Here is a 22,483-nt window from a genome sequence, read left to right as displayed (position 1 = left end):
CGCGATGCTGATGAAAACTCAAGCCAACCCGCTTAGCACCTCCGGCATCGTCCTCGACGATCTGCGCGTTTCCTATCATGGCAACGTGGTGCTAAAACCGCTGTCGTTGACCATCGAACCCGGTGAAGTATTGGCCCTGATTGGGCCATCCGGTTCCGGCAAAACCACGGTGCTGCGCGCCATTGCCGGTTTTGTTGAGCCAGCCGCTGGACGCATTTTGATGGGCGGGCGCGAGATCACCCACTTGCCGCCTTATCAACGTGGGCTTGGCATGGTGGTACAAAACTACGCGCTGTTTCCGCACATGAAAGTTGAAGACAACGTGGCGTTTGGTTTGCGGGCGCAAAAACAGCCCAAAGCGTTGATTGGCGAGCGCGTGCAGCAAGCGTTGAAAAGCGTGGGGATGAGCGATTACGCCACCCGTTATCCGCACCAGCTTTCAGGCGGACAGCAACAGCGCGTGGCGATTGCGCGCGCCATTGCCACACGTCCCCAAGTGCTGTTGTTGGATGAACCGCTTTCGGCGCTGGATGCGCAAATCCGTCACAGCATGGTGGAGGAGATTGCGCGTTTGCACAGCGAATTGCCGGAGCTGACCATCCTTTATGTCACGCACGATCAGACCGAAGCGCTCACTTTAGCCAACAAAATCGGCATCATGAAAGACGGCTCAATGATCGCCTACGGTGAAACGCAATCGCTGTATCGCTATCCACCCAACCGCTTTGCTGCGGAATTTTTAGGCCGCGCCAATATCTTGCAGGCCACGGCGCTGGAGTTGTCAACGCAGGCCGGTGCAGTGCATGTCACCTGCGGCGGCAGCGTGGTTAACGCCTACACGCAGGGCGCGATGCGCAGCCGCAATAAGCTGCTATGCCTGCGCCCGCAGCACATTTCGTTGAGTGCGCGCAGCGCGCACAGTAACCGGTTAGAAGCCACCTTGGTGGCATCGCACTGGCAGGGCGATCTCACCCATTTGATTTGCGATGTGGCGGGCGAAAGCGTGCGCGTGGTGTTGACGCAACTCAACACGCAACCGCAGCCGGGCGAGCGGCTCACGCTGTGGTTTGAAACCGAAGACGCCGTGTTAATTGAGGTGTGAAATGGCTGAGAATAGTGTTCTGGCGCACCCGCACCGTTCGAGACTGAAGTTGCAACGCGTACTGGCGATTTTGCCGCCACTACTGGTGATTGTGGTGCTGTTCTTCTATCCGTTATTACTGATCGTGCAGCAGGCGTTGCAGGATAACAGCGGGCATTTTGCCTTCACGGCATTCTGGCAGGTGTTGCAATCACGGCGCTTTGTCAGCGCGTTGCTTAATACCGTGCAAATCGCGCTTTGCACCACGCTGGGTTGCTTGATTTTAGGCGCGGTGATGTCCTTTATCCTGGTGTTTATCCCGTTCAAAGGCAGCCGGTTTATCACCTTAACCATTGATACCTTTATCGCGCTGCCAACCTTTCTGATTACGCTGGCGTTCACCTTTATCTACGGCTCGGCGGGCTTAGTGAATGGTGGATTGATGGCGCTGTTCCCGTTCGAATTGCCGCCGGTGGATTTTCTCTATTCGATGCCCGGCGTGATTCTGGCCGAAATCACCGTGTTCACCCCGCTGATCATGCGTCCGTTGATGGCGGCGCTGCGGCAGATTGATCGCAGTCAGTTGGAAGCCGCCAGCATTTTGGGGGCACATCCGGCGCGCGTGATTCGTCAGGTGATTTTCCCCGCCGTGTTACCCGCGCTGTTAGCGGGCGGCAGCTTGTGCTTGTTACTGGCGACCAATGAGTTTGGCATCGTGCTGTTTATCGGCGCAAAAGGGGTCAACACGCTGCCGATGATGGTGTACAGCAAAGCCATTTTGGAATCGGACTACAGCGCGGCCTGCGCAATTGCGGTGATCAACATCCTGCTGTCGGTCGGCCTGTTCCTGCTGTATCGCTTGGCCGCGTCGCGTGCCGGAATAAGGAGCTAAGCATGTTGATTTGGTCACGTAGCGCGCGCAAGGCGCTCAGTTTGCTCGGCATGATGTTGTTTACGCTGTTTTTCCTGCTGCCCTTATCGGTGATTCTGCTCTCCAGTTTGACGCAACAGTGGAACGGCGTGCTGCCCAGCGGTTTTACCCTCAATCACTTTGTTAATGCCTTCCGCGGTGCGGCCTGGGATTCGCTGTTCGCTAGCTTGGTAGTCGGTTTTGCCGCCAGTCTGTTTGCGCTGCTGTGTGGCACTTGGGCGGCGATTGCATTGCGCCAGCAAGCGCCACGCTGGCAGAAGCGGCTGAATATGCTGTTTTTCCTGCCCAGCGCGGTGCCTTCGGTGTCGGTGGGATTGGGCATTCTGGTGGCGTTCAGCCAGGGGCCAATGCAGATGAACGGTACCTTGCTGATCGTGTTGGTGGCGCACTTTGTACTGATCTCTGCCGCGACCTTCAGCAACGTTTCTACCGGATTAAGCCGCATTGCGCCGGAGATTGAACATGCGGCGTCCAGCTTGGGCGCCACGCCTTTTTATCGACTCACGCGCATCACCTTGCCGTTGCTGATGCCGTGGATGTTATCGGCTTTAGCGCTGAGTTTGTCGCTGTCGATGGGCGAATTGGGCGCCACGGTGATGATTTATCCTCCGGGTTGGACAACCTTGCCAGTAACGATTTTCAGCCTGACCGACCGCGGCAGCATTGCGGACGGTTCCGCGCTTACCGTGGTGTTGGTGGTGACGATTATGGGCTTGATGATTAAATTAGAACGGTTGGCGCGGCGTTTAGGTTCACCATGAAAGTAACGATTTTGTCATGTTTGCGTAAGATAAATCTTAGTTAAATCAGAAGTGTAAGCGCGGTGTGCAGGAAATTCACACCTCGTTTCACTTCGCCGAATACGGTTGCTTTTTCCACCTGTCTTTCGTCGGTCAAACGGTGCGAGGATAGACATCCCAGAGGTATTGATGGGTGTGAAACAAGCTGCTTCGGCAGTACCCTGTTATTACACCGACCCACGCAGATGCGTGGGTTTTTTTTGCCCAGAATTTACCGCCGCGCGAAATCGTTCACACCTCTTAACCAGGTCTTAACATTTCCCCGGCAACATAAAAATATCTTGCCGTGTAACCTAGCGCTAACGCACCGCGATGCCGCATTCCATTTCGGTTCGCCAGCCCCAAAGCGTGTTGGTAGCACGGCTTTGGGGCGTTTTTATTGCGATTCGTTGAGGCCAACCCCGATGCCCAAAACCAAAGACCGTACCCCTAAAGGTGAAGGCCGCTCCACGGCGTTTCAGTTGCGTATTCATCCTGAATTGCACGATCAACTGCGCGAGTTGACCGAAGACGATAACGTCACGTTGTCGTGCTGGTTAAAGGATCTGGCGCGCCGCGAGTTGCGGCGGCGCGGCATTGAGCCCAAGGGATAACTGTAGGGTCGCCATTTATGGTGACCGTTCCAATCGCCGCACCGTGCATTTTCCGGTCACCATTAATGGCGACCCTACAGGTGATGTCTGCACGAACGTCAGGGCATCATTTATAGCGGCCCATAAAACCCGCAAAAAGATAAAGATCCCAGCGATTTATGGCACGAAAGGTTTACCATTTTCCTTTGGAAAATATATTTTACGCAACCTTAACAACCCCGCCTTAGCCTCCTCCCTACAATGGCTTTTTAGAGTCATTACATTCGTGACTATTCTCCTCCTATCTTTTAGAGAACAACTATGCGCCTGAAAATTCTTTCTGCCAGCGTGGTGTTTTTACTGGCAGCCTGTGACCAGGGCGGAGCAAAACCCGCCGCATCCGCAACACCGCAAGTTGGCGTGGTAAACCTGAAAGCAGAACCCGTTACGCTTGTCAGCCAATTACCTGGCCGCACCACCGCCGTGCGTACCGCGCAGGTGCGCCCGCAGGTTAGCGGGGTGATTGAAAAAATCCTGTTTACCGAAGGCGGTGAAGTCAAAGCCGGTCAGCCGCTGTACCAGATCGATCCGGCCACCTATAAAGCCGCTTACGACAAAGCGATGGCGACCTGGCAAAACGATGCGATGGTGGCGAAACGCTATCAGCCGCTCGCCGCCGCGCATGCCATTAGCCAGCAAACTTACGATGATGCGATTGCCGCCGAGCGTGAAGCGCAGGCCGATGTCGAAACCGCCAAGGTCAATCTTGATTACACGCTGGTGAAAGCGCCGATTTCCGGCCACATCAGCCGTTCGCTGTATACCGCCGGTGCGCTGGTCACCAACGGTCAAACCGATTATCTCGCCACCATTACCCAACTCGATCCGATGTATGTCGATGTCAGCGAATCGTCCACCGATCTGCTGCGTCTGCGCCGCGCGTTGGCGGAAGGCAAGATTGCCAAAGTTGCCGACAACACCGCCGCCGTTGGCTTGTCACTGGAAGATAACAGCCAATACGATCAGCAAGGCAAGTTGGCGTTCTCGGAAGTGAACGTCGATACCGCTACCGGCACCGTGGTGCTGCGCGCGGTGTTCCCGAATCCTAACAATGAGTTGCTGCCCGGCATGTACGTTCACGCCAGCTTCCCGCAGGGCATTCAGCAGCAGGGCATTTTGCTGCCGCAAGAGTCGATCATGCATGACACCAAAGGCCAACCCTATGTTTACGTGGTGAAAAGTGACAACACCATCGAGCAGCGCACTATCCAAACCGGCGAGATGATCAAAGGTGAATGGCTGGTGACCGCAGGCTTGCAGCAAGGGGAAAATGTGGTGGTTAACAACCTGCAAAGCGTGAGCAACGGGGTGAAAGTCACCACCACCGCCGCCAATACCAACGATACGCCATCCGCCAGCGCGGTCAGTCTTTCCATGACCGACGCAGCAGCGCAATAAGGGGGCGGCATGTCGAAGTTTTTTATTGAACGTCCGATATTTGCCTGGGTGATCGCGATTATCGTGATGCTGGTGGGCGCGATTGCCGCCATCAGTTTGCCGGTCAATCAATATCCCAACATCTCCGCGCCAGCGGTATCGATCTCGGTGACGTATCCGGGTGCCAGCGCCGAAACCACGCAAAACACCGTGGTGCAGGTGATCGAGCAACAACTCAACGGGCTTGATGGCTTGCGCTATCTGGAATCCAGCAGCGCCTCGGACGGCAGCGCACAGATCATCGCCACCTTTAATCAGGGCATCAATCCCGACATCGCCCAGGTGCAGGTGCAGGATCGTGTGTCGCTGGCGGAATCACAGTTGCCGACCGATGTAACGCAGCAAGGGATTCGCATCCGTAAGTACCAGAAAAACTTCATGATGGTCATCGGGCTGATCTCCAAAGACGGCAAGCTGACCAACGGCGATTTGGCCGACATGCTGGTATCGAAACTGGAAGATCCGATCTCACGTACGCCGGGTGTCGGTGACTTCATGGTGCTGGGTTCGGAATACGCCATGCGCATCTGGCTCGATCCGGCCAAGCTGTACAAATACAACCTGATGCCGAGCGATGTGACTACCGCGATCGATAACCAGAACGTGCAGGTGTCATCGGGTTCATTGGGCGGTTTGCCGACCATTCAGGGCGCAAAAACCGAGGCCACCATTCTCGGTAAAACCCGTTTCACCACGGTGAAACAGTTTGAAAATGTGCTGCTGAAAGTGAACAGCGACGGCTCGCAGGTACGCTTGAAAGATGTGGCCAGCGTGGCGCTTGGGCCGCAGAGCTACGGCATTGACGCGACCATGGACGGCAAACCGGCGGCGGGGATTGCGCTGCGTCTGGCGACCGGCGCCAATGAGCTTGATACCGCCAAAGCGGTGCGCCAAACCATCGCCGATCTAAAGCAATCGCTGCCGGATAACGTCGAAGTGCAGTATCCGTACGACACCTCGCCGGTGGTCAGCGCATCGATTGAAGAAGTGGTGAAAACGCTAATTGAAGCGGTAGTGCTGGTGTTCTTTGTGATGCTGATCTTCCTGCAGAACCTGCGCGCTACGCTGATCACCACGCTGGTGGTGCCGGTGGTGTTGCTCGGGACTTTCGGCGTGCTGGCGGCGTTTGGCTACAGCATCAACACCTTGACCATGTTCGGCATGGTGCTGGCCATCGGGCTATTGGTGGATGATGCGATTGTGGTGGTGGAGAACGTCGAGCGTGTGATGCACGAGGAACATCTCGATCCGAAAAGCGCCACCATCAAATCAATGCAGCAGATTCAAGGTGCGCTGTTTGGTATCGCGCTGGTGCTGTCGGCGGTGCTGTTGCCGATGGCGTTCTTCTCGGGATCGACCGGGGTTATCTATCGCCAATTCTCCATCACCATCGTTTCGGCGATGGCGCTGTCGGTGATCATGGCGCTGATCTTCACGCCTGCACTGTGCGCCACCTTACTGAAACCGGCGGCGGCCGAGCACAAAACCACCGGATTCGCCGGTTGGTTTAACCGCAAGTTCGACAGCGGTGCGATGCATTACACCAACGGCGTCAGCAAAGTGATTTCCCGTCGCGGCCTGTTCTTGGTGATCTACCTGGTGATCGTCGGCGTGACGGGCTTTTTGTTCACCCGCGTACCAACAACTTTCCTGCCGGGTGAAGATCAGGGCTTGATGATGGTGCAAATGACGCTGCCGGTGAACTCATCGTCGCAGCGTACCCAGCAGGTGATCGACGATCTCAACGCCTATTTGCAGCAGAACGAAGCATCGGTGGTGACCACCACCTTTGGCGTGGCAGGCTTCAACTTTGCCGGTCGTGGACAGAGCAACGCCATGGCGTTTGTGCGCCTGAAAGATTGGAGTGACCGTACCCACAGCGGGCAAAGTGTGCAGGATCTGGCTAACCGCGTGATGGCGCATTTTGCCCATTATCAGAACGCCAAGATCTTCGCCATGGTGCCGCCTGCGGTGATGGAATTGGGTAACGCCACCGGTTTCGATCTCTACTTGCAGGATACCGGCGCGCACAGCCATCAGCAGATGATGGATGCCGCGCACCAGCTGATTGCGCTAGCCAACAAAGATCCGCATCTGGCGCAGGTGCGTCTCAATGGTCTGGAAGATGAGCCGCAGTATCAGTTGGAGATCAATGACGAGAAGGCCAGCGCGCTCGGCTTAAGCATGACCGATATCAACAACACTTTGTCGGTGGCGTGGGGTTCCAGCTACATCGATCAGTTCATGTATAACGGCCGCGTGAAAGAGGTGTATCTGATGGGTAAAGCGGATTCACGCGTCACGCCATCCGATCTCGACAAATGGTACTTCCGCAACAGCAGCGGCACCATGGTGCCATTCTCCGCCTTTGCGTCCGGCAAATGGGTGTACGGTTCGCCGCACTTCGAGCGCTTTAACGGCTTAACCGCCGAAGAGATTCTCGGATCGCCTGCGCCGGGCCAAAGTACCGGTGAAGCGATGAAAGCAGTGGAGCAACTGGCGAAGCAGTTGCCAAGCGGCTTCCGTGTGCAGTGGTACGGCATCTCTTATGAGGAACAAGCGTCCGGCAGTCAAACCACGCAGCTGTATCTGATCTCAATTGTGGTGGTGTTCCTGTGTCTGGCAGCGCTGTACGAGAGCTGGTCGATTCCGTTCTCGGTGATCATGGTGGTGCCGCTCGGCATTCTCGGCACCATCAGCGCGGTGTTGCTGCGTGGCTTGCAGAACGATGTGTTCTTCCAGGTGGGGCTGTTAACCACGGTCGGGTTGGCGGCGAAAAACGCCATTTTGATTGTCGAGTTCGCCAAAGAGTTGCATGAGCGCGAAGGCAAAACGCTGGTGGAAGCGGCGGTAGAAGCGGCGCGCTTGCGTATCCGTCCGATCATCATGACCTCGATGGCGTTTATCCTCGGCGTGCTGCCGCTGACCATTTCCAACGGCGCCGGTGCCGGTAGCCAGCACTCGATTGGTACGGCGGTGGCCGGCGGGATGATCACCGCCACCTTCCTCGCCATCTTCTTTGTGCCGATGTTCTACGTGGTGGTTTCGCAGTTCTTTGCGCGCAAAAAACAAACATCCGCAGAGGTGGTCAACAATGAACAGTAAAACCTTCCCGCGCGCACTACTGCCGCTGCTGCTGGTGTTGGCCGGTTGCACCATGGAACCGCATTATCAGCGTCCGGCGATGCCGGTAGATGCCAAATACGATCAGGCGACGCCGGTCGATAACGTGGCGGATTTGCCGTGGCAGAACTTCTTCACCGATGCCACGCTGCGCAATCTGATCGAGCTGTCGCTCAACAATAACCGTGACCTACGCGTCGCGGCGTTGAATGTGGAAGAAGCGCGGCAGGGCGTGACGGTGCAGCGTGCGGCGCTGATGCCGTCAATCAACGCTACCGCAGGGCAAACCTCGGCGCATGAACCGGCTAATCTCTACAACACCAAAACCACTGGCGCGGTGACTTATCATGAACTCAACGCCGGATTAGCCGTCACTTCGTGGGAGCTGGATTTCTTTGGCCGCCTGCAAAGCCTGAGCGATCAGGCGCAGGAAACCTATCTCTCCAGCGCGGCGACCGAACGTGCCACGCGCATTTCGCTGATTTCCGAAGTGGCGACGGCGTGGCTGACGCTGAGCTCGGATAACGATCTGCTGCATCTGGCGCAACACACCGCGCAAAGTCAGCAGGAGTCGTACCGTCTAACCAAAATCAGTTACGACGGCGGCGCCAGCAGCGATCAGGATCTCGCCCAGGCGGAGAGCACGGTGCGGGCAGCGCAGGCGGATGTAGCGAGTTACACGCGGCAGGTACGCCAGGATGTGGACGCGCTGCGCCTGCTGGTCGGCACGGATTTGCCTGCCGCGCTGTTGTCGCACGCCACGCTGGATGCCAACTGGCAATTCCCGCCAACGCCAGCGGGCTTGCCGTCGGATCTGTTGACGCGTCGCCCTGACATCATGGCGGCCGAGCACACGCTGAAAGCGGCGAACGCCAATATTGGCGCGGCGCGCGCCGCCTTCTTCCCGAGCATCACCTTGACCGCCTCGGGCGGATCGACCAGCAGTTCGCTCGGCAGCTTGCTGGGCGGCGGCACCGGCGCGTGGTCGTTTATGCCATCGATCAATTTGCCGATTTTTGACGGCGGTAAAAACGAGGCTAACCTCAACATCGCGCATATCGAGAAACGCATTGAAATTGCTGACTATGAGAAGGCGATTCAGACCGCGTTCAAAGAGGTGAATGATGCGTTGGCCGGTCAGGATACCTGGCAGGATCAGCTGACGGCGCTGCAACAGGAAGTCGGCGCGAACCAACGCGACTACGATTATTCCGAATTGCGCTTTAAGCAAGGTGTAGACAATTATCTCAATGTATTAGTGGCCCAGCGATCGCTTTACAGTTCGCAGCAGTCGCTGATCAGCGCGCACCTGGGGCAGTTGAGCCAGAAAATCACCCTTTACAAGGCGCTGGGCGGCGGTTGGAAAGCCTGATGGTCTTAACAAAACCCTTACGGTTCGCGTATGGAAATCGTTCGAGCATTAAGCTGATAATGCGCGCAGTGATAGTTTAACCTTGCAATAATCCCCTGTTTTACAGGGGATTTTCCTATTCCTTGCTGACTTGAAGATCCTGATGACACCTAACGCTCCTCGCTCCGCTTTTTCTCGCTGGCTGAAATGGCTGCTTCTGTTGATTGTGCTGTTAATTGTGGCTGGAGTGATCTGGCGCGTGGTTGGCGGTCACGGCGGCATGCCGCCAGGCGGCGAGAAGGGCGGGCGTGGCGGTCATCGTGGTGGCGCCGGCGGCCCGCCGGGCATGGCGATGATCGGCGGCGCAACGCTGGTGCACAGCGGCGTGGCCAGCACCGCCGATGTGCCGGTGTATCTCAACGCGTTGGGTACGGTGATCCCTAATGCCAGCGTGACGGTGACCAGCCGCGTGGCCGGTCAGCTGGAGAAAGTGTTCTTCACCGAAGGGCAGAAAGTCAGCGCCGGACAGTTGTTGGCGCAGATCGATCCGCGCAGCTATCAAGCCACGCTGGCGCAGTATCAGGGCGATCTCAATCAGAACCAGGCATTACTGAAAAGCGCGCAGTTAACGCTGGCCCGTTATCAGAAACTGGCGGCGCAGGATTCGTTGTCGCGTCAGGATCTCGACACGCAAACCGCCACTGTCGGCCAATACAAAGGCGCAGTCGCCGCCGATGAAGCGCAAATCGCCAGCGCGAAACTGGATATCGACTATGCGCGCATCACCTCGCCGATCAGCGGACGCGTGGGTTTACGTTTGGTCGATCCCGGCAACATGGTGCAAACCAGCGATACCACCGGCATTGTGGTAGTGACGCAGATGCAGCCCGCCGCGGTGACGTTCAGCGTGCCGCAGAGCAATATCCCGCAGCTCACCAAGGCGCTGCACAGCGATCAAAGTCTGCCCGCGGTGGCGTTTGATCAGGACAACAGCACGCAGCTGGCGCAAGGTGCGGTGCAATTCATCAGCAACCAGATTGATACCGCCACCGGCACCATTGAGCTGAAAGCCACGTTCCCTAATGAAGACGAATCGCTGTTTGCCAATCAGTTCGTCAATCTGCGTCTGCAAACCAGCATCCTGAAAAATGCCACGGTGATCCCGGCGCAGGCGCTGCAACTTAGCAGCGATGGCAGCTTTGTGTTTGTCATCAATCAGGACAACACCGTAACGCGTAAAGCGGTGACCACCGGGCCAAGCTTCGGCGAAGATCAGCAGGCGATCCTCAAAGGCGTGGAGCCGGGCGAGCGGTTGGTGACGGAAGGCATCGATCGATTGACCAACGGCAGCAAAGTGCAACTGGCTGATAACAGCAAAACCACCGCGACCGCCGAGGCCAAATGAATCCGTCTCGCCTGTTTATCCAGCGTCCGGTCGCTACCATTTTGTTGATGGTTGGCGTGCTGATTGCCGGGATTTTTGCCTATAAATTTCTCTCGACTTCGGCGCTGCCGCAGGTCGATTATCCGACTATTCAGGTCACCACGCTCTATCCCGGTGCCAGCCCGGATGTGATGGCGTCCTCGGTGACCTCGCCGCTGGAACGTCAGTTGGGGCAAATGGCTGGCTTGAGCCAAATGACCTCAACCAGCTCCGGCGGATCGTCAATCGTCACCTTGAAGTTCAGCCTCGATCTGTCGCTGGATGTCGCCGAGCAGGAAGTGCAGGCGGCGATCAATGCGGCGAATAATTTGCTGCCGAGCGATCTGCCCAATCCGCCGACCTACAAAAAAGTCAATCCAGCCGATACCGCGGTGATTACCCTGGCGGTGAGTTCCGATACCTTGCCGCTGACGCAGGTGCAGGATCTGGTGAATACCCGCGTGGCGCTGAAGCTGTCGCAGATCAACGGCGTCGGCATGGTGACGCTGGCGGGCGGTCATCAACCGGCGATTCGCGTGCAGATGGATCCGAAAGCGCTGGCGGCGCACAAGTTGTCGCTGGAAGACGTGAATACCTTGATCGGCAATAGCAACGTCAACGGCTCTAAAGGCGGCTTCGATGGCAAATACCATTCGGTGACCATCGACGCTAATGACCAACTGCGCACTGCCGATGAGTACGGCAATCTGATCATCACTTATCAAAACGGCGCGGCGTTGCGGTTAAAAGACATCGCGCACATTGAGCAAGGACCGGAGAACAGTTTCCAATCGGCGTGGGCCAACAACAGCCCGGCGATTGTCATCAGCGTGCAGCGCCAACCCGGCGCCAACGTGATTCAGGTGGTCGACAGCATCAAAGCGCAGTTGCCGAAACTGCAGGCGGCGCTGCCGGATGGTGTGAAGATGAGCGTGTTGTCAGACCGTACTCAAACCATTCGCGCCTCCATCAGCGACGTGCAGTTTGAACTGATGTTGTCGGTGGCGCTGGTGGTGATGGTGACCTTCCTGTTCCTGCGCAACGTGGCAGCGACCTTGATTCCCAGCGTGGCGGTGCCGCTGTCGCTGATTGGCACCTTTGGCGTGATGTATCTGGCCGATTTCAGCCTGAATAACCTGTCGTTGATGGCGCTGACCATCGCCACCGGCTTTGTTATTGATGACGCGATTGTGGTGGTGGAGAACATTTCGCGGCGGCTGGAGGAGGGCGAAACGCCGATGCAGGCGGCGCTGAAAGGATCGCAGCAAATCGGCTTTACCATTATCTCATTAACCTTTTCGCTGATTGCGGTGCTGATTCCGCTGCTGTTTATGGGCGATGTGGTTGGGCGCTTGTTCCGCGAATTTGCCATCACGCTGGCGGTGTCGATTTTGGTGTCGATGCTGGTTTCTCTGACGCTAACGCCAATGCTGTGCGCCTATTTGTTGCAGCACATTCCGCCGGAAAAACAGTCGCGCTTTTCACGCAAAGGCGGTGAGGTATTCGAGAAGTTAGTGCGCGGCTACGACCGTTTGCTGACCGTGGTGCTCAATCATCAGAAGCTGACGTTGCTGGTGGCGCTGGCGACCTTTGCGCTCACCGCGCTGTTGTATATCGCGATTCCCAAAGGTTTCTTCCCGACGCAAGATACCGGCTTGATTCAGGGCGTGACCGTGGCAACGCAGGATGTGTCGTTTAGCGAGATGTCAAAACGCCAGCAGGCGCTGGCGAAAGTGATTTTGCAAAATCCGTCGGTGGAGAGTTTGTCATCGACCATTGGTATTGATGGCAGCAACACCAGCCTGAACAGCGGGCGCATCCAGATCAACCTGAAATCCTTTGACCAGCGCGACGACAAAGCGGATGTGGTGATCAAACAGCTGCAACAGGCGGCAAACCAGGTGGCGGGGATTCAACTCTATCTGCAACCGGCGCAAGATTTGACGGTTAACGATCAGGTTTCGCCGAGCCAGTATCAATTCACCCTTGATGATGCCGACAGCGAAAATCTGGTGAGCTGGACGCCGAAGATGATTGCCGCCTTGCAGCAGCGTCCGGAGTTTAATGGCGTAGTCAGTAATTTGCAGGATCAAGGGCGCGTTGCCTATGTTGAACTCAATCGTGACAAAGCCGCGCGTTACGGCATAACTGCCGCCGACGTCGATACCGCGCTATACAACAGCTTCGGCCAGCGGCTGGTTTCCACCATCTTTACCCAGGCCAATCAGTATCGCGTGGTGCTGGAAGTCGCGCCGCAATATCAGCAGTCGCCCGCGTCGTTTGATGATGTCTATTTGCCGGTCACCAGCGACACCGCATCAACCAGCAGCAGCGATAGCAGTACATCGTCTACCAGCGATAGCAGCACATCGACCACCACCGGCATGGTGAAGCTGACTTCCATCGCCACCATTCATCAGCGCACCGGATCGTTGATGCACATGCGGCTGAACCAATTCCCGGCGGTGATGGTGTCGTTCAACCTTAACAGCGGCTATTCGCTGGAAGATGGGCAGAAAGCCATTGCCGAGGTGACGCAGCAACTCAATCTGCCCTCAAGCATTACCCTGCGTTATCAGGGCGAAACCTCGGCGTTCCAAAGTGCCACCGGCAACACGCTGTGGCTGATTCTGGCGGCGCTGATCACCATGTATGTGGTGCTCGGCATTCTGTATGAAAGCTTTATTCATCCGGTGACCATTCTGTCAACGCTGCCGTCGGCGGCGGTCGGCGCATTGCTGACGCTGCTGCTGGCCGGCAGCGAATTCAGCCTGATCGCGTTGATTGGCGTGATCCTGCTGATCGGCATCGTGAAAAAGAACGCGATTATGATGATCGACTTCGCGCTCGAAGCGGAAAACAAACAGCACATGAGTGCGCGTGACGCGATTCATCAAGCCTGCTTGCTGCGTTTCCGCCCGATTCTCATGACCACCATGGCGGCGCTGCTCGGCGCGCTGCCGCTGATGCTGGCCTCTGGTTCCGGTGCGGAACTGCGTCAGCCGCTGGGATTGGTGATTGTCGGCGGCTTGATTGTCAGCCAGGTGCTGACGCTGTTCTCCACGCCGGTGATTTACCTGTGGTTTGATGCCATCGCGCAGCGCGGCAAGCGTTACGTGCAGCGTAAACAGCAACAGGCGCGAGGCCAGCGATGAACCTGACGCGGCTGTTTATCTTCCGCCCGGTCGCCACGCTGTTACTGACGCTGGCGATCCTGCTGCTCGGCGCGTTGGGTTATCGGCTGTTGCCGGTCGCGCCGCTGCCGCAGGTGGATTTCCCGACCATTATGGTCAGCGCCAGCTTAGCCGGTGCCAGCCCAGAAACCATGGCGGCGACGGTGGCGACGCCGCTGGAGCGTTCACTCGGGCAAATCGCTGGCGTCACCGAGATGACCTCCAGCAGTTCGCAGGGATCGACCAGCGTCATTTTGCAGTTTGATCTCGATCGCGACATCAACGGTGCGGCGCGCGATGTGCAGGCGGCGATCAATGCCGCACGCAGCTTGCTGCCGAGTGCCATGGAATCGCTGCCGACTTATCGCAAAGCCAATCCGTCGGATGCGCCGATTGTGATGCTGGCGCTGACCTCGGCCACGCGCACGCCGGGCGAACTCTACGATCTGGCCGAAAGCAAAATTGAGCAGGCGATGGGGCAGGTGAAAGGCGTTGGCGAAGTGTCGCTGATGGGCAGCGCCTTACCGGCGGTGCGCATTGATTTGCAGCCGCTAAAACTGACGCAGTACGGCATCTCGCTGGATACGGTGCGTAGCGCCATCGCCAACAGCACCACCAACAAACCCAAAGGCATTTTACAGGGCAGCAGCCAATCGTGGGTGGTGGACAGCAACGGCCAACTGGATAAAGCCGCGCAGTATCAGGACATCATCGTCAGCTACAAAGACGGCAAAGCCGTGCGGCTGCATGATGTCGCCACCGTGTATGACTCGGTAGAAGATCAGTATCAGGCCGGTTTCCTCAATTCGATGCCGTCGGTGATGGTGGGGATCAAGCGGCAAGCCGGTGCCAATATGCTCGACACCATAGATGCGGTGAAAGCGCAGTTACCGGCGCTGGAAAAAGATCTGCCCGCCGATACCCAGCTCAAAGTAGTGGTCGATCGTTCGCCGACGGTGCGCGCTTCACTGTACGACACCGAAGAGACGTTGCTGGTGGCGATGCTGCTGGTGATCGCCGTGGTGTTTGTCTTCCTGCGCAACGTGCAAGCGGTGGTGATCCCGGCGCTGGCGCTGCCGGTTTCGTTGATCGGCACCTGCGCGGTGATGTACTTGCTCGGTTACAGCCTCGATAACCTGTCGCTGATGGCGCTGATTATTGCCACCGGTTTTGTCGTCGATGACGCGATTGTGGTGCTGGAAAACATCACGCGCCATATCGAAGAGGGCTTGAGTCCGCTGCGTGCGGCGCTGCGTGGCGCGCAGGAAGTGAGTTTCACCGTGCTATCGATGACCATGTCGCTGATCGCGGTGTTCATCCCGATTTTGCTGATGGGCAGTATCGTTGGGCGCTTGTTCCGCGAATTTGCCGTCACGCTGACCATTTCGCTGCTGATTTCGATGTTTGTGTCGCTGAGCCTAACGCCGATGCTGTGCGCGCGTTTGCTCAAGCCGAAAGCCAAAGTCACCAAGCGGCCGCATCCGCTATATCAATTTATCGAAAACCAACTTAATGCGCTGCTGGCGGCCTACGCACGCGGTCTGGCGTGGGTGATGGCGCACCAAAAGCTCACCCTGTTCAGTTTGGTGCTGACGGTGTTGCTCAACCTATTCCTGTTTTCGGTGGTGCAAAAAGGCTTCTTCCCCAATCAGGATACTGGCCTGCTGATGGGCGCGTTGCGCGCCGATCAGAACATCTCGTTTCAGGCGATGAAGCCGAAAATGCTGCAATTCACCAAAATCATCCAGTCCGATCCGGCGGTGGAAAGCGTGATGTCGTCAATGGGCAGTGGCATGTTTGGCTCGCGTAACAGTGCCAACTTCTTTGTACGCCTGAAAGATTTTGACCAGCGCGATGCCACCGCTACCGAAGTGGCGAATCGCCTGAGTGTGAAAACCAGCCATATCGCCGGTGCGCAGATGTTCCTGATGGCGGCGCAGGATCTGCACATCGGCGGGCGCAGCGCCAACGCCACGTATCAATACAGTTTGCAGGCGGACGATCTCGATGTGCTGCGCGAATGGACGCCGAAAGTGCAGGCGGCGCTGGAGGCGATCCCGCAATTGAACAGCGTCGATTCCGATTCGCAAACCGGCGGTCAGGAAGTAGTGATCAACATTGATCGCGATCGCGCGAAACGGCTCGGCGTGGATGTGCAGATGCTCGATACCATGCTGAATAACGCCTTCAGCCAGCGTCAGGTCGCCACGCTGTATCACACGCTCAATCAGTATCATGTGGTGATGTCATTACAGGGCAGCTACACGCGCGATCCCGATATTTTGCAGCAGCTATATGTGATTAACGACAGCGGCGATCGCGTGCCGCTGGCGGCCTTCGCCAGCTTTAAAGGCGGCAACGCGCCGCTGTCGGTGGCGCATCAGGGCCAATCGGCGACCAGCACCATTGCCTTCAACCTCAACGATGGCGTATCGCTGGAACAAGCGCAGGCGCTAATAAAGCAGGCGATGGCGCAGCTTGGTTTGCCATCCACCATTCAGGCCGGTTTTGCTGGTACGGCGGCGGCGTTTGCTCAGCTTACAGCGACTATGCCGTGGCTGATTATCGCGGCGCTGGCGGCGGTGTATATCGTGCTCGGCGTGCTGTATGAGAGCTATATCCATCCGATCACTATCCTTTCGACGTTGCCGTCGGCGGGCGTCGGCGCGCTGTTGTTGCTGTTGCTGACCAACACGCAGCTCACGGTGATCGCGTTGATCGGTATCATTCTGCTGATTGGCATCGTGAAGAAGAACGCCATCATGATGATCGACTTTGCCATCCATGCCGAACGCAGCAAAGGCATGACGCCGCAGCAGGCGATCACCCAAGCCTGCTTGATGCGCTTCCGCCCGATCATGATGACCACGCTGGCGGCGTTCTTCGGCGCGCTGCCATTGGCGCTGGGCAGCGGCGGCGATGCCGATCTGCGCAGCCCGCTCGGGCTGGCGATTGCCGGTGGTTTGGCGCTGAGCCAACTGTTAACGCTATTTACTACGCCGGTGGTTTATCTCTGGCTCGATCGTTTAAGCCGCGCCACACGACGTCAGTGGCAGCGGTTGCGTCATGTGGAATCCTGATTGATGAAAATGTCTATGAAAATAACCCCGTTTTTGGTCGCCATGCTGTTGGCGGGTTGTGCGGTTGGTCCGGATTATCAGCGCCCAAGCGTGGCGATGCCGACCCATTTTAAAGAAGCCAAAGGCTGGACGCAGGCCACGCCGCAGGATGCACAAAGCAAAGGGGATTGGTGGTCGGTGTACCACGATGCCACGCTGGATAGCCTGCTCAGGCAGGTCAGCATTTCTAATCAGAACGTCGCTAACTATGCTGCGCAATATCGCCAAGCGCAGGCGCTGGCCGGACAATCGCGTGCCGAGTTGTTGCCAACTGTCGGCTATGACGCCAGCTCCACGCGTAGCGGCAGCCGCGCCAGCACCACTGGACAGCGCAGCGTCAGCAATAGCCACGCCGCCGATCTCAGCGCCAGTTGGGAACTGGATTTGTGGGGCAAATTGCGTCGTACTCTGGAAGAGAACAACGCCAGCGCCGAGGCCAGCAAAGCCGAGTTGGCCAACATCACCTTGAGCGCGCAATCTGAACTGGCGCAGGACTATTTCCAGACGCGCATTATCGACGAGAAAATCGCGCTGTATCAACGCAGCATTGATGCCTATCAGCGTTATTTGACGGTGATTCAAAACAAATATGCAGCGGGCAGCGAATCGCGCGCTACCTTAGCGCAGGCGCAAATGCAGTTGGAAAGCGCCCGCGCCTCAGCGCAGGATTATCAGTGGCAGCGCGCGCAGTTGGAGCATGCGATTGCGCTGCTGCTGGGCCGCGCACCGGCTGATTTCAGCTTGCCGGTGGCGAAACTGGATGCCGCATTACCGGCGATTCCCAACAGCATGCCATCGCAGCTATTGCAGCGCCGTCCGGATATCGCCTACGCCGAGCGCAATGTTGCGGCGGCTAATGCGGCGGTTGGCGTGGCGATTGCTGGTTACTATCCGGATTTAACCCTCAGCGCCAGCGGCGGCGTCAGTTCATCGGCGATCAACAGCTTGTTCTCACTGCCTAATCGCGTGTGGTCATTGGGGCCAGAACTCAGCGGTACGCTGCTGGATTTCGGCGCCACCTCGTCCAAGGTTGAGCAAGCGCGAGCGGCTTATGACGCCAGCGTAGCCAGCTATCGTCAGGCGGTGCTCACCGGCATGGGCGAAGTGGAAGATTATCTGGTGCAGCTCAACACCTTGCAGGGCGAAATCGCCTCGCAGCAGGCCGCGACCGATGCCGCGCAGGAATCGGCGCGCGTGACGCGCAATCAATATGATGCCGGGATGATTGATTATCTCGATGTCGCCACCACGGAAAACAGCAGCTTGAGCGCGCAGCAGAGTTTGCTGTCGTTGCAGAGCGCGCAATGGGTGAGCAGCGTGGCGTTAATTGCTGCGTTGGGCGGCGGCTGGCAAGCTGATGCTACAAACGTGCCACCAAACACGTCAGGCGATGGAATTCGCCAATCGCCAGTGGCGGCAAGCGGCGGGTAAGCGCGCTTTGCACCAGCGGTAAGCGGGTGCTGAGTTCGCGATAACGCAGATCGCCGCTCTCGGTCAATGACAAAAGCGAGCGGCGAGCATCGTTGGGATCGCGGGGATCGCGCATCATGCGGGTACGCACCATGCGCATCACCATGCGTACCGCGTTGCTCTCTTCAATCGATGCCATCTGCGCAGCACTGCGAATATCAATGCCCGGCGTGTTAGCCACCACTTCCATCAAGCTGAACAGCGAAGCGCTGATCGCATCATCAACATGTTCGCGCCACAAGCGACGATAATGCCGACAGGCTTCACGCAAATAGAACCAGGGATAATGCGTTAATGGGCGAATGATCGGGTTGATCACCACGTCGTGCGTCGAGAAGATCGGTTCATCAACCACCATCGCCCAGCTTTGCACCAGTGCTGCCTGTTCTGAGGCATTGAGCGGCGACATCAGCAAGGTATCGACGGTATCCACCAGCGCGGCCATCTCTTCCAGCAATGCTTCTGCCTGCGGTAAAAGAAACAGCATTGAGCGGCGAGAATCTTTGGGATCTTTGCGGCGTTCAACCAGCTGTTGTTCAATCAAGCGGTTGAGCATCGGCCCCATTGAGGCGCGGTCCACGCCGACGCTATCCGCCAATTCATAGTGACCAATTCCTGGACGATACAACAAGCCATTGAGCGCCAGGAATTGCGGTTGGGTAAAGCGAGTATTGATGGTGCTACGCCATTGGGCACTGCTGACTTGATCGGCGCTGGCAAGCGCGAAGCCAGAGCTGGTCAGCATGGTTGCAGGTTTATTCATAGCTATGATGCAGCACCATCTTGCGTAACATCCCTTAGATGTCGGTCTGATTTCTCGCGGTGAAGTTTTCAATCACATTGCGCAGCAGCTGCGCCACGTTATTCTCGCCACCGTTCACCGGCACGGCGCCAGTAAAGATAATCGAGCCGACTGAAAATACCGCACCGCCTGAGCTGTGTTCGACTAACACCATGTCGGAACGCACGTCGCGATTATATCTTGCGTTAAGTTTGTTCGAAACCGTTGTGACATCTTCTGGAACAGGCACATACCATTCGCTATGCGGTTCGGACGAAGCCAGAATAATCGCGTGATCGGGCGTACCAAAACGGCTATCGGCACGATCAATTTCATCGCCGCTGGTACCGTTCATGATCAAGCCAAAGTCGCCAATCACCTCTTCTTCAATGCCAGCAAACACCCATGCCGCATCCGGATGATAAGAACGATTGCTACGACGATAACCCGGCGCTTTATTATCCCAACCGTGTGCGCCCATGCCGACACCAAATAAGCGATGTGCACTGCGACCGCGACTGCGCCAGATGCCGCCCAGTTCACCGGTGCTGGCGTGATAACGTTCGCCGGGATCGGCGTCCCAATGGCGTAATCCTTCTGATTTACGTACTTCCAGCAGATGCGGCAAATCGTCGAATGGCGTGGTCACCCAATAAAAACCGTCGCCGCCAAGGTACATTAAGCCGCCACCTTGCGCGACATGCTGTTCGTAGGCGTCGAGCATTTGGCCGCTGTAATATTCCGGGTGGCTGCCGGTAATCACCGTTTGATAAGGCTGCAACAGAGTGGCGTGATCCGCGTGCAAATCGTGCTCACTCACCACGTCAAAATCTACGCCCATTTGATGCAGTAACCACACCATGTAGAGGTCGGCTGAGAAGCGACGCGGCGCGTGGAAGCCCCAAAAGCGATAGTTAGGCCGCATATTAGGGATCGGGCGCAGTGAGCTGGAGTAAGCAACTCCCGAACCATCGTTGTGCAGATCGTAATGGCTTTTCCCCCACTCTTGATGAATTGCTACCAGATCTTCCCAATCGCCGGTTTGTACCGGAATTTCACTGCCTTGTTCGAAGTCACCTTCGGTTAAATGCTCATTGGCGTAAGCGATATAGGTGTACGTCGCCATCACCATGGCGATTTTTGCCGGTTGCTGCTGGGCCGATGGGCGCACGATCAGCGGAATAAAATCATCTTTCAGTCCGGCAGCACGTAAGCGCACGGCATACACGCCACTTTTTAAATCGTCATGCACCGTTAATCGCGTCGCTACCGGCCAACATGCATCGGCCAAATCATCATCATGGAAATGCACCGCGTCGTACTGTTGCGGCGCTTGTTTCCAGTCATGCTCGGCATTGCTCCAGTTGGGGCCAGTCATCGCACGCGTTGGGGCATTAATCAAACGCAGATGATAGCCATGCTCGCCAGTATCGGGGATCTGCTGACTTTGCATCTGCTGCTCCGCCGCCCACCTCGCCACCGGTTGTTGCTCCAGCGCCAGAGTCAATTGCGCCAGTTTGCCGTTGTAGACGTTGCGTGCAAAACGCTGTGTGCCGATATCATCAACCTGGGTGGTGGCAATCAACAAGCTGGAGTGAGAGGGCAAGGTGACGCCGCTTTCGCTGCGATACGTCGTGTCAGATGTGTCCGTCTTGAGTTGTAACGTGCAGCACTCCTGCGACAGCGTAACGCTCACCTGCGCCCATTGACGGGATTTCAACACGTCACTTTTCAGTAAACATTGCTGCTGGTGGCGCAACTGTAAACAGCCTTGCGTATCCAGAATCAGCGTAATTCCGGCATCCGGCAGTGCCAGAATGCCTTGTTCGGCGTGATGTGGCAGCAAGGTCGGCCACAGAGCAACCTCCCAGCGAAGGTTGGCCGCCAGTTGCAGTGGTTTGATACTTTCACCCCAGGAGCCGATTGGCGTCTGCTGCGGTTGTGCGCTAACCGTCTGCGACGCGACTTCGGCGATCGGCTGAAAAATAAAGCCAGGCCCGGCGGGATTATCATCGCCGTGGATCAGGCGAACCAGGTCAACATTTACCTCGGCAACGCTGCTGCTTATCATCACATCCACACTGTCGCCTGCGCGGCAGTTGAGGGTAGAAAGGTAGCCAATGAGCATGCTCGTTTCCTCTTATTTTGATTTATGGATGTAGTAACGCGCGGCTTCTAACGCGGCGGCCATCACCAACACGCCGCCGGTGATAATGCCGCTGAGTTCGGTGCCGATATCCAGTAGAATCAACCCATTGCGCAATGTGCCAATCAGCCAAACGCCGACTAATACCCGCCAGATGCTGCCTTTGCCGCCGGTAAAAGGCACGCCGCCGAGTAACACCGCAGTAAGGATGATCACCTCAAAACCGTCGCCCAAGGTGCCCGAAGGGGCGCTGTTTAAACGGGCAATTTGCAGCAAACCGGCGATGCCAACCGCTAAACCCGTCAGGACATACAACGCGGTGGTGACCAGACGCACGCGGATGCCGATCAGAAACGCGGCGCGCGCATTCACGCCAATCGCAATGATCTGACGACCTACCGGAAAACAGCTGGTGGCGATGATGCTGATAACGCACACCAGTGCAGCAATCCATACCAGGTTTGGCACGCCGAAGGTGCTATCCGAGCCGAAATTGGCAAACGCATCGGGAAAACCGTAAATCGAACCCTGGCCGAGATATTGAGCAAGGCCGCGCGCGGCGGCGAGTCCGCCGAGTGTGACCACAATCGGGGAGAAGGAGAGCATGCCAATCAGCACACCGTTGACCAGTCCAGCGGCTACACCCACCGCTAATCCCACCACAATACCGGGCACCAATCCCCAGGCGTTGAGCGCCAGACCGGCTGAAACACCGACCAGCGCCAGTACCGATCCGACGGAAAGATCGACATAGCCCGCCATCATTAACATGGCAAAAACCGCTGCAACGATGAAGGTGGGGGCGTTCTGCGTGGCGATCGACAGCAGATTATCGAGGGTGAAAAACACCGGCGTCTGCCAGGCAAACCAGATCATCAGGGCGATGGTGGCCACCGGTAAAATCCAGCGCGTAATGGCTAAGCCAATTTTTTTTCGTTGCCCAGAGGCGGAAACGGCAGAGTGCTTGCTCGTCATGTCTGAGGCGGTTTTGATTGTGTCTGACATACTTTTTGCCT

14 protein-coding genes are annotated in these 22,483 nt (G+C 57.0%); 11 read left to right on the top strand and 3 right to left on the bottom strand.

Annotated elements, in window-relative coordinates; all coding sequences use genetic code 11:
* The first annotated feature begins 4 nt into the window (after window positions 1–4).
* The 11 genes from phnT to ABDW13_RS09855 all read left to right on the top strand — a co-directional run bounded on the left by phnT (window position 5) and on the right by ABDW13_RS09855 (window position 18,501).
* Window positions 5–1,102, top strand: a complete 1,098-nt coding sequence (phnT, locus tag ABDW13_RS09905; RefSeq protein ID WP_343552390.1) for a 2-aminoethylphosphonate ABC transport system ATP-binding subunit PhnT — start codon at window positions 5–7, stop codon at window positions 1,100–1,102.
* Window position 1,103: 1 nt separating this feature from the next.
* A complete protein-coding gene (locus tag ABDW13_RS09900; protein WP_343552389.1) occupies window positions 1,104–1,973 on the top strand; it encodes a 2-aminoethylphosphonate ABC transporter permease subunit in 870 nt (289 codons plus the stop codon).
* Between the two features lie 2 nt (window positions 1,974–1,975).
* Window positions 1,976–2,773 carry an ABC transporter permease subunit gene (locus ABDW13_RS09895; protein WP_343552388.1) on the top strand — a complete coding sequence of 266 codons (798 nt, stop codon included), beginning with the start codon at window positions 1,976–1,978 and terminating at the stop codon, window positions 2,771–2,773.
* Between the two features lie 443 nt (window positions 2,774–3,216).
* A complete protein-coding gene (locus ABDW13_RS09890) occupies window positions 3,217–3,405 on the top strand; it encodes a toxin-antitoxin system HicB family antitoxin (protein WP_343552387.1) in 189 nt (62 codons plus the stop codon).
* Between the two features lie 300 nt (window positions 3,406–3,705).
* Window positions 3,706–4,842, top strand: a complete 1,137-nt coding sequence (locus tag ABDW13_RS09885) for an efflux RND transporter periplasmic adaptor subunit (protein ID WP_343552386.1) — start codon at window positions 3,706–3,708, stop codon at window positions 4,840–4,842.
* A gap of 9 nt (window positions 4,843–4,851) precedes the next feature.
* The gene (locus ABDW13_RS09880; protein WP_343552385.1) at window positions 4,852–7,986 is read left to right on the top strand and encodes an efflux RND transporter permease subunit; all 3,135 of its coding nucleotides are present in this window, start codon (window positions 4,852–4,854) and stop codon (window positions 7,984–7,986) included.
* Window positions 7,976–9,376, top strand: a complete 1,401-nt coding sequence (locus ABDW13_RS09875; RefSeq protein WP_343552384.1) for an efflux transporter outer membrane subunit — start codon at window positions 7,976–7,978, stop codon at window positions 9,374–9,376. The genes ABDW13_RS09880 and ABDW13_RS09875 overlap by 11 nt, the downstream gene beginning before the upstream one ends.
* 142 nt (window positions 9,377–9,518) lie before the next feature.
* Entirely contained in the window at window positions 9,519–10,760 is a 1,242-nt protein-coding gene (locus ABDW13_RS09870) for an MdtA/MuxA family multidrug efflux RND transporter periplasmic adaptor subunit (protein ID WP_343552383.1), read from the top strand.
* The gene (locus ABDW13_RS09865; protein ID WP_343552382.1) at window positions 10,757–13,933 is read left to right on the top strand and encodes a multidrug efflux RND transporter permease subunit; all 3,177 of its coding nucleotides are present in this window, start codon (window positions 10,757–10,759) and stop codon (window positions 13,931–13,933) included. Before ABDW13_RS09870 ends, ABDW13_RS09865 begins: the two co-directional genes overlap by 4 nt.
* Window positions 13,930–17,031 (top strand): efflux RND transporter permease subunit, encoded by a 3,102-nt coding sequence (locus tag ABDW13_RS09860; protein WP_343552381.1) that lies wholly within the window; start codon window positions 13,930–13,932, stop codon window positions 17,029–17,031. Before ABDW13_RS09865 ends, ABDW13_RS09860 begins: the two co-directional genes overlap by 4 nt.
* Window positions 17,032–17,046: 15 nt before the next feature.
* A complete protein-coding gene (locus tag ABDW13_RS09855; protein ID WP_343552380.1) occupies window positions 17,047–18,501 on the top strand; it encodes an efflux transporter outer membrane subunit in 1,455 nt (484 codons plus the stop codon).
* Here the strand turns inward: ABDW13_RS09855 and ABDW13_RS09850 are convergent.
* From ABDW13_RS09850 to ABDW13_RS09840, 3 genes are read right to left on the bottom strand one after another with little or no spacing between them, the layout of a single operon-like run.
* The gene (locus ABDW13_RS09850; RefSeq protein WP_343552379.1) at window positions 18,431–19,303 is read right to left on the bottom strand and encodes a MarR family transcriptional regulator; all 873 of its coding nucleotides are present in this window, start codon (window positions 19,301–19,303) and stop codon (window positions 18,431–18,433) included. The two genes, ABDW13_RS09855 and ABDW13_RS09850, sit on opposite strands and share 71 nt — an antisense overlap.
* Before the next feature lie 34 nt (window positions 19,304–19,337).
* Window positions 19,338–21,449 carry a N,N-dimethylformamidase beta subunit family domain-containing protein gene (locus ABDW13_RS09845; protein ID WP_343552378.1) on the bottom strand — a complete coding sequence of 704 codons (2,112 nt, stop codon included), beginning with the start codon at window positions 21,447–21,449 and terminating at the stop codon, window positions 19,338–19,340.
* Window positions 21,450–21,461: 12 nt separating this feature from the next.
* Entirely contained in the window at window positions 21,462–22,472 is a 1,011-nt protein-coding gene (locus tag ABDW13_RS09840; protein WP_343552377.1) for an ABC transporter permease, read from the bottom strand.
* Window positions 22,473–22,483: the final 11 nt, after the last annotated feature.

The organism is Pantoea sp. (assembly GCF_039594315.1).
Lineage (GTDB): Bacteria > Pseudomonadota > Gammaproteobacteria > Enterobacterales > Enterobacteriaceae > Pantoea.
Note: the sequence above shows the minus strand (reverse complement) of the source record. Positions and strands in the feature narration are given on the sequence as shown.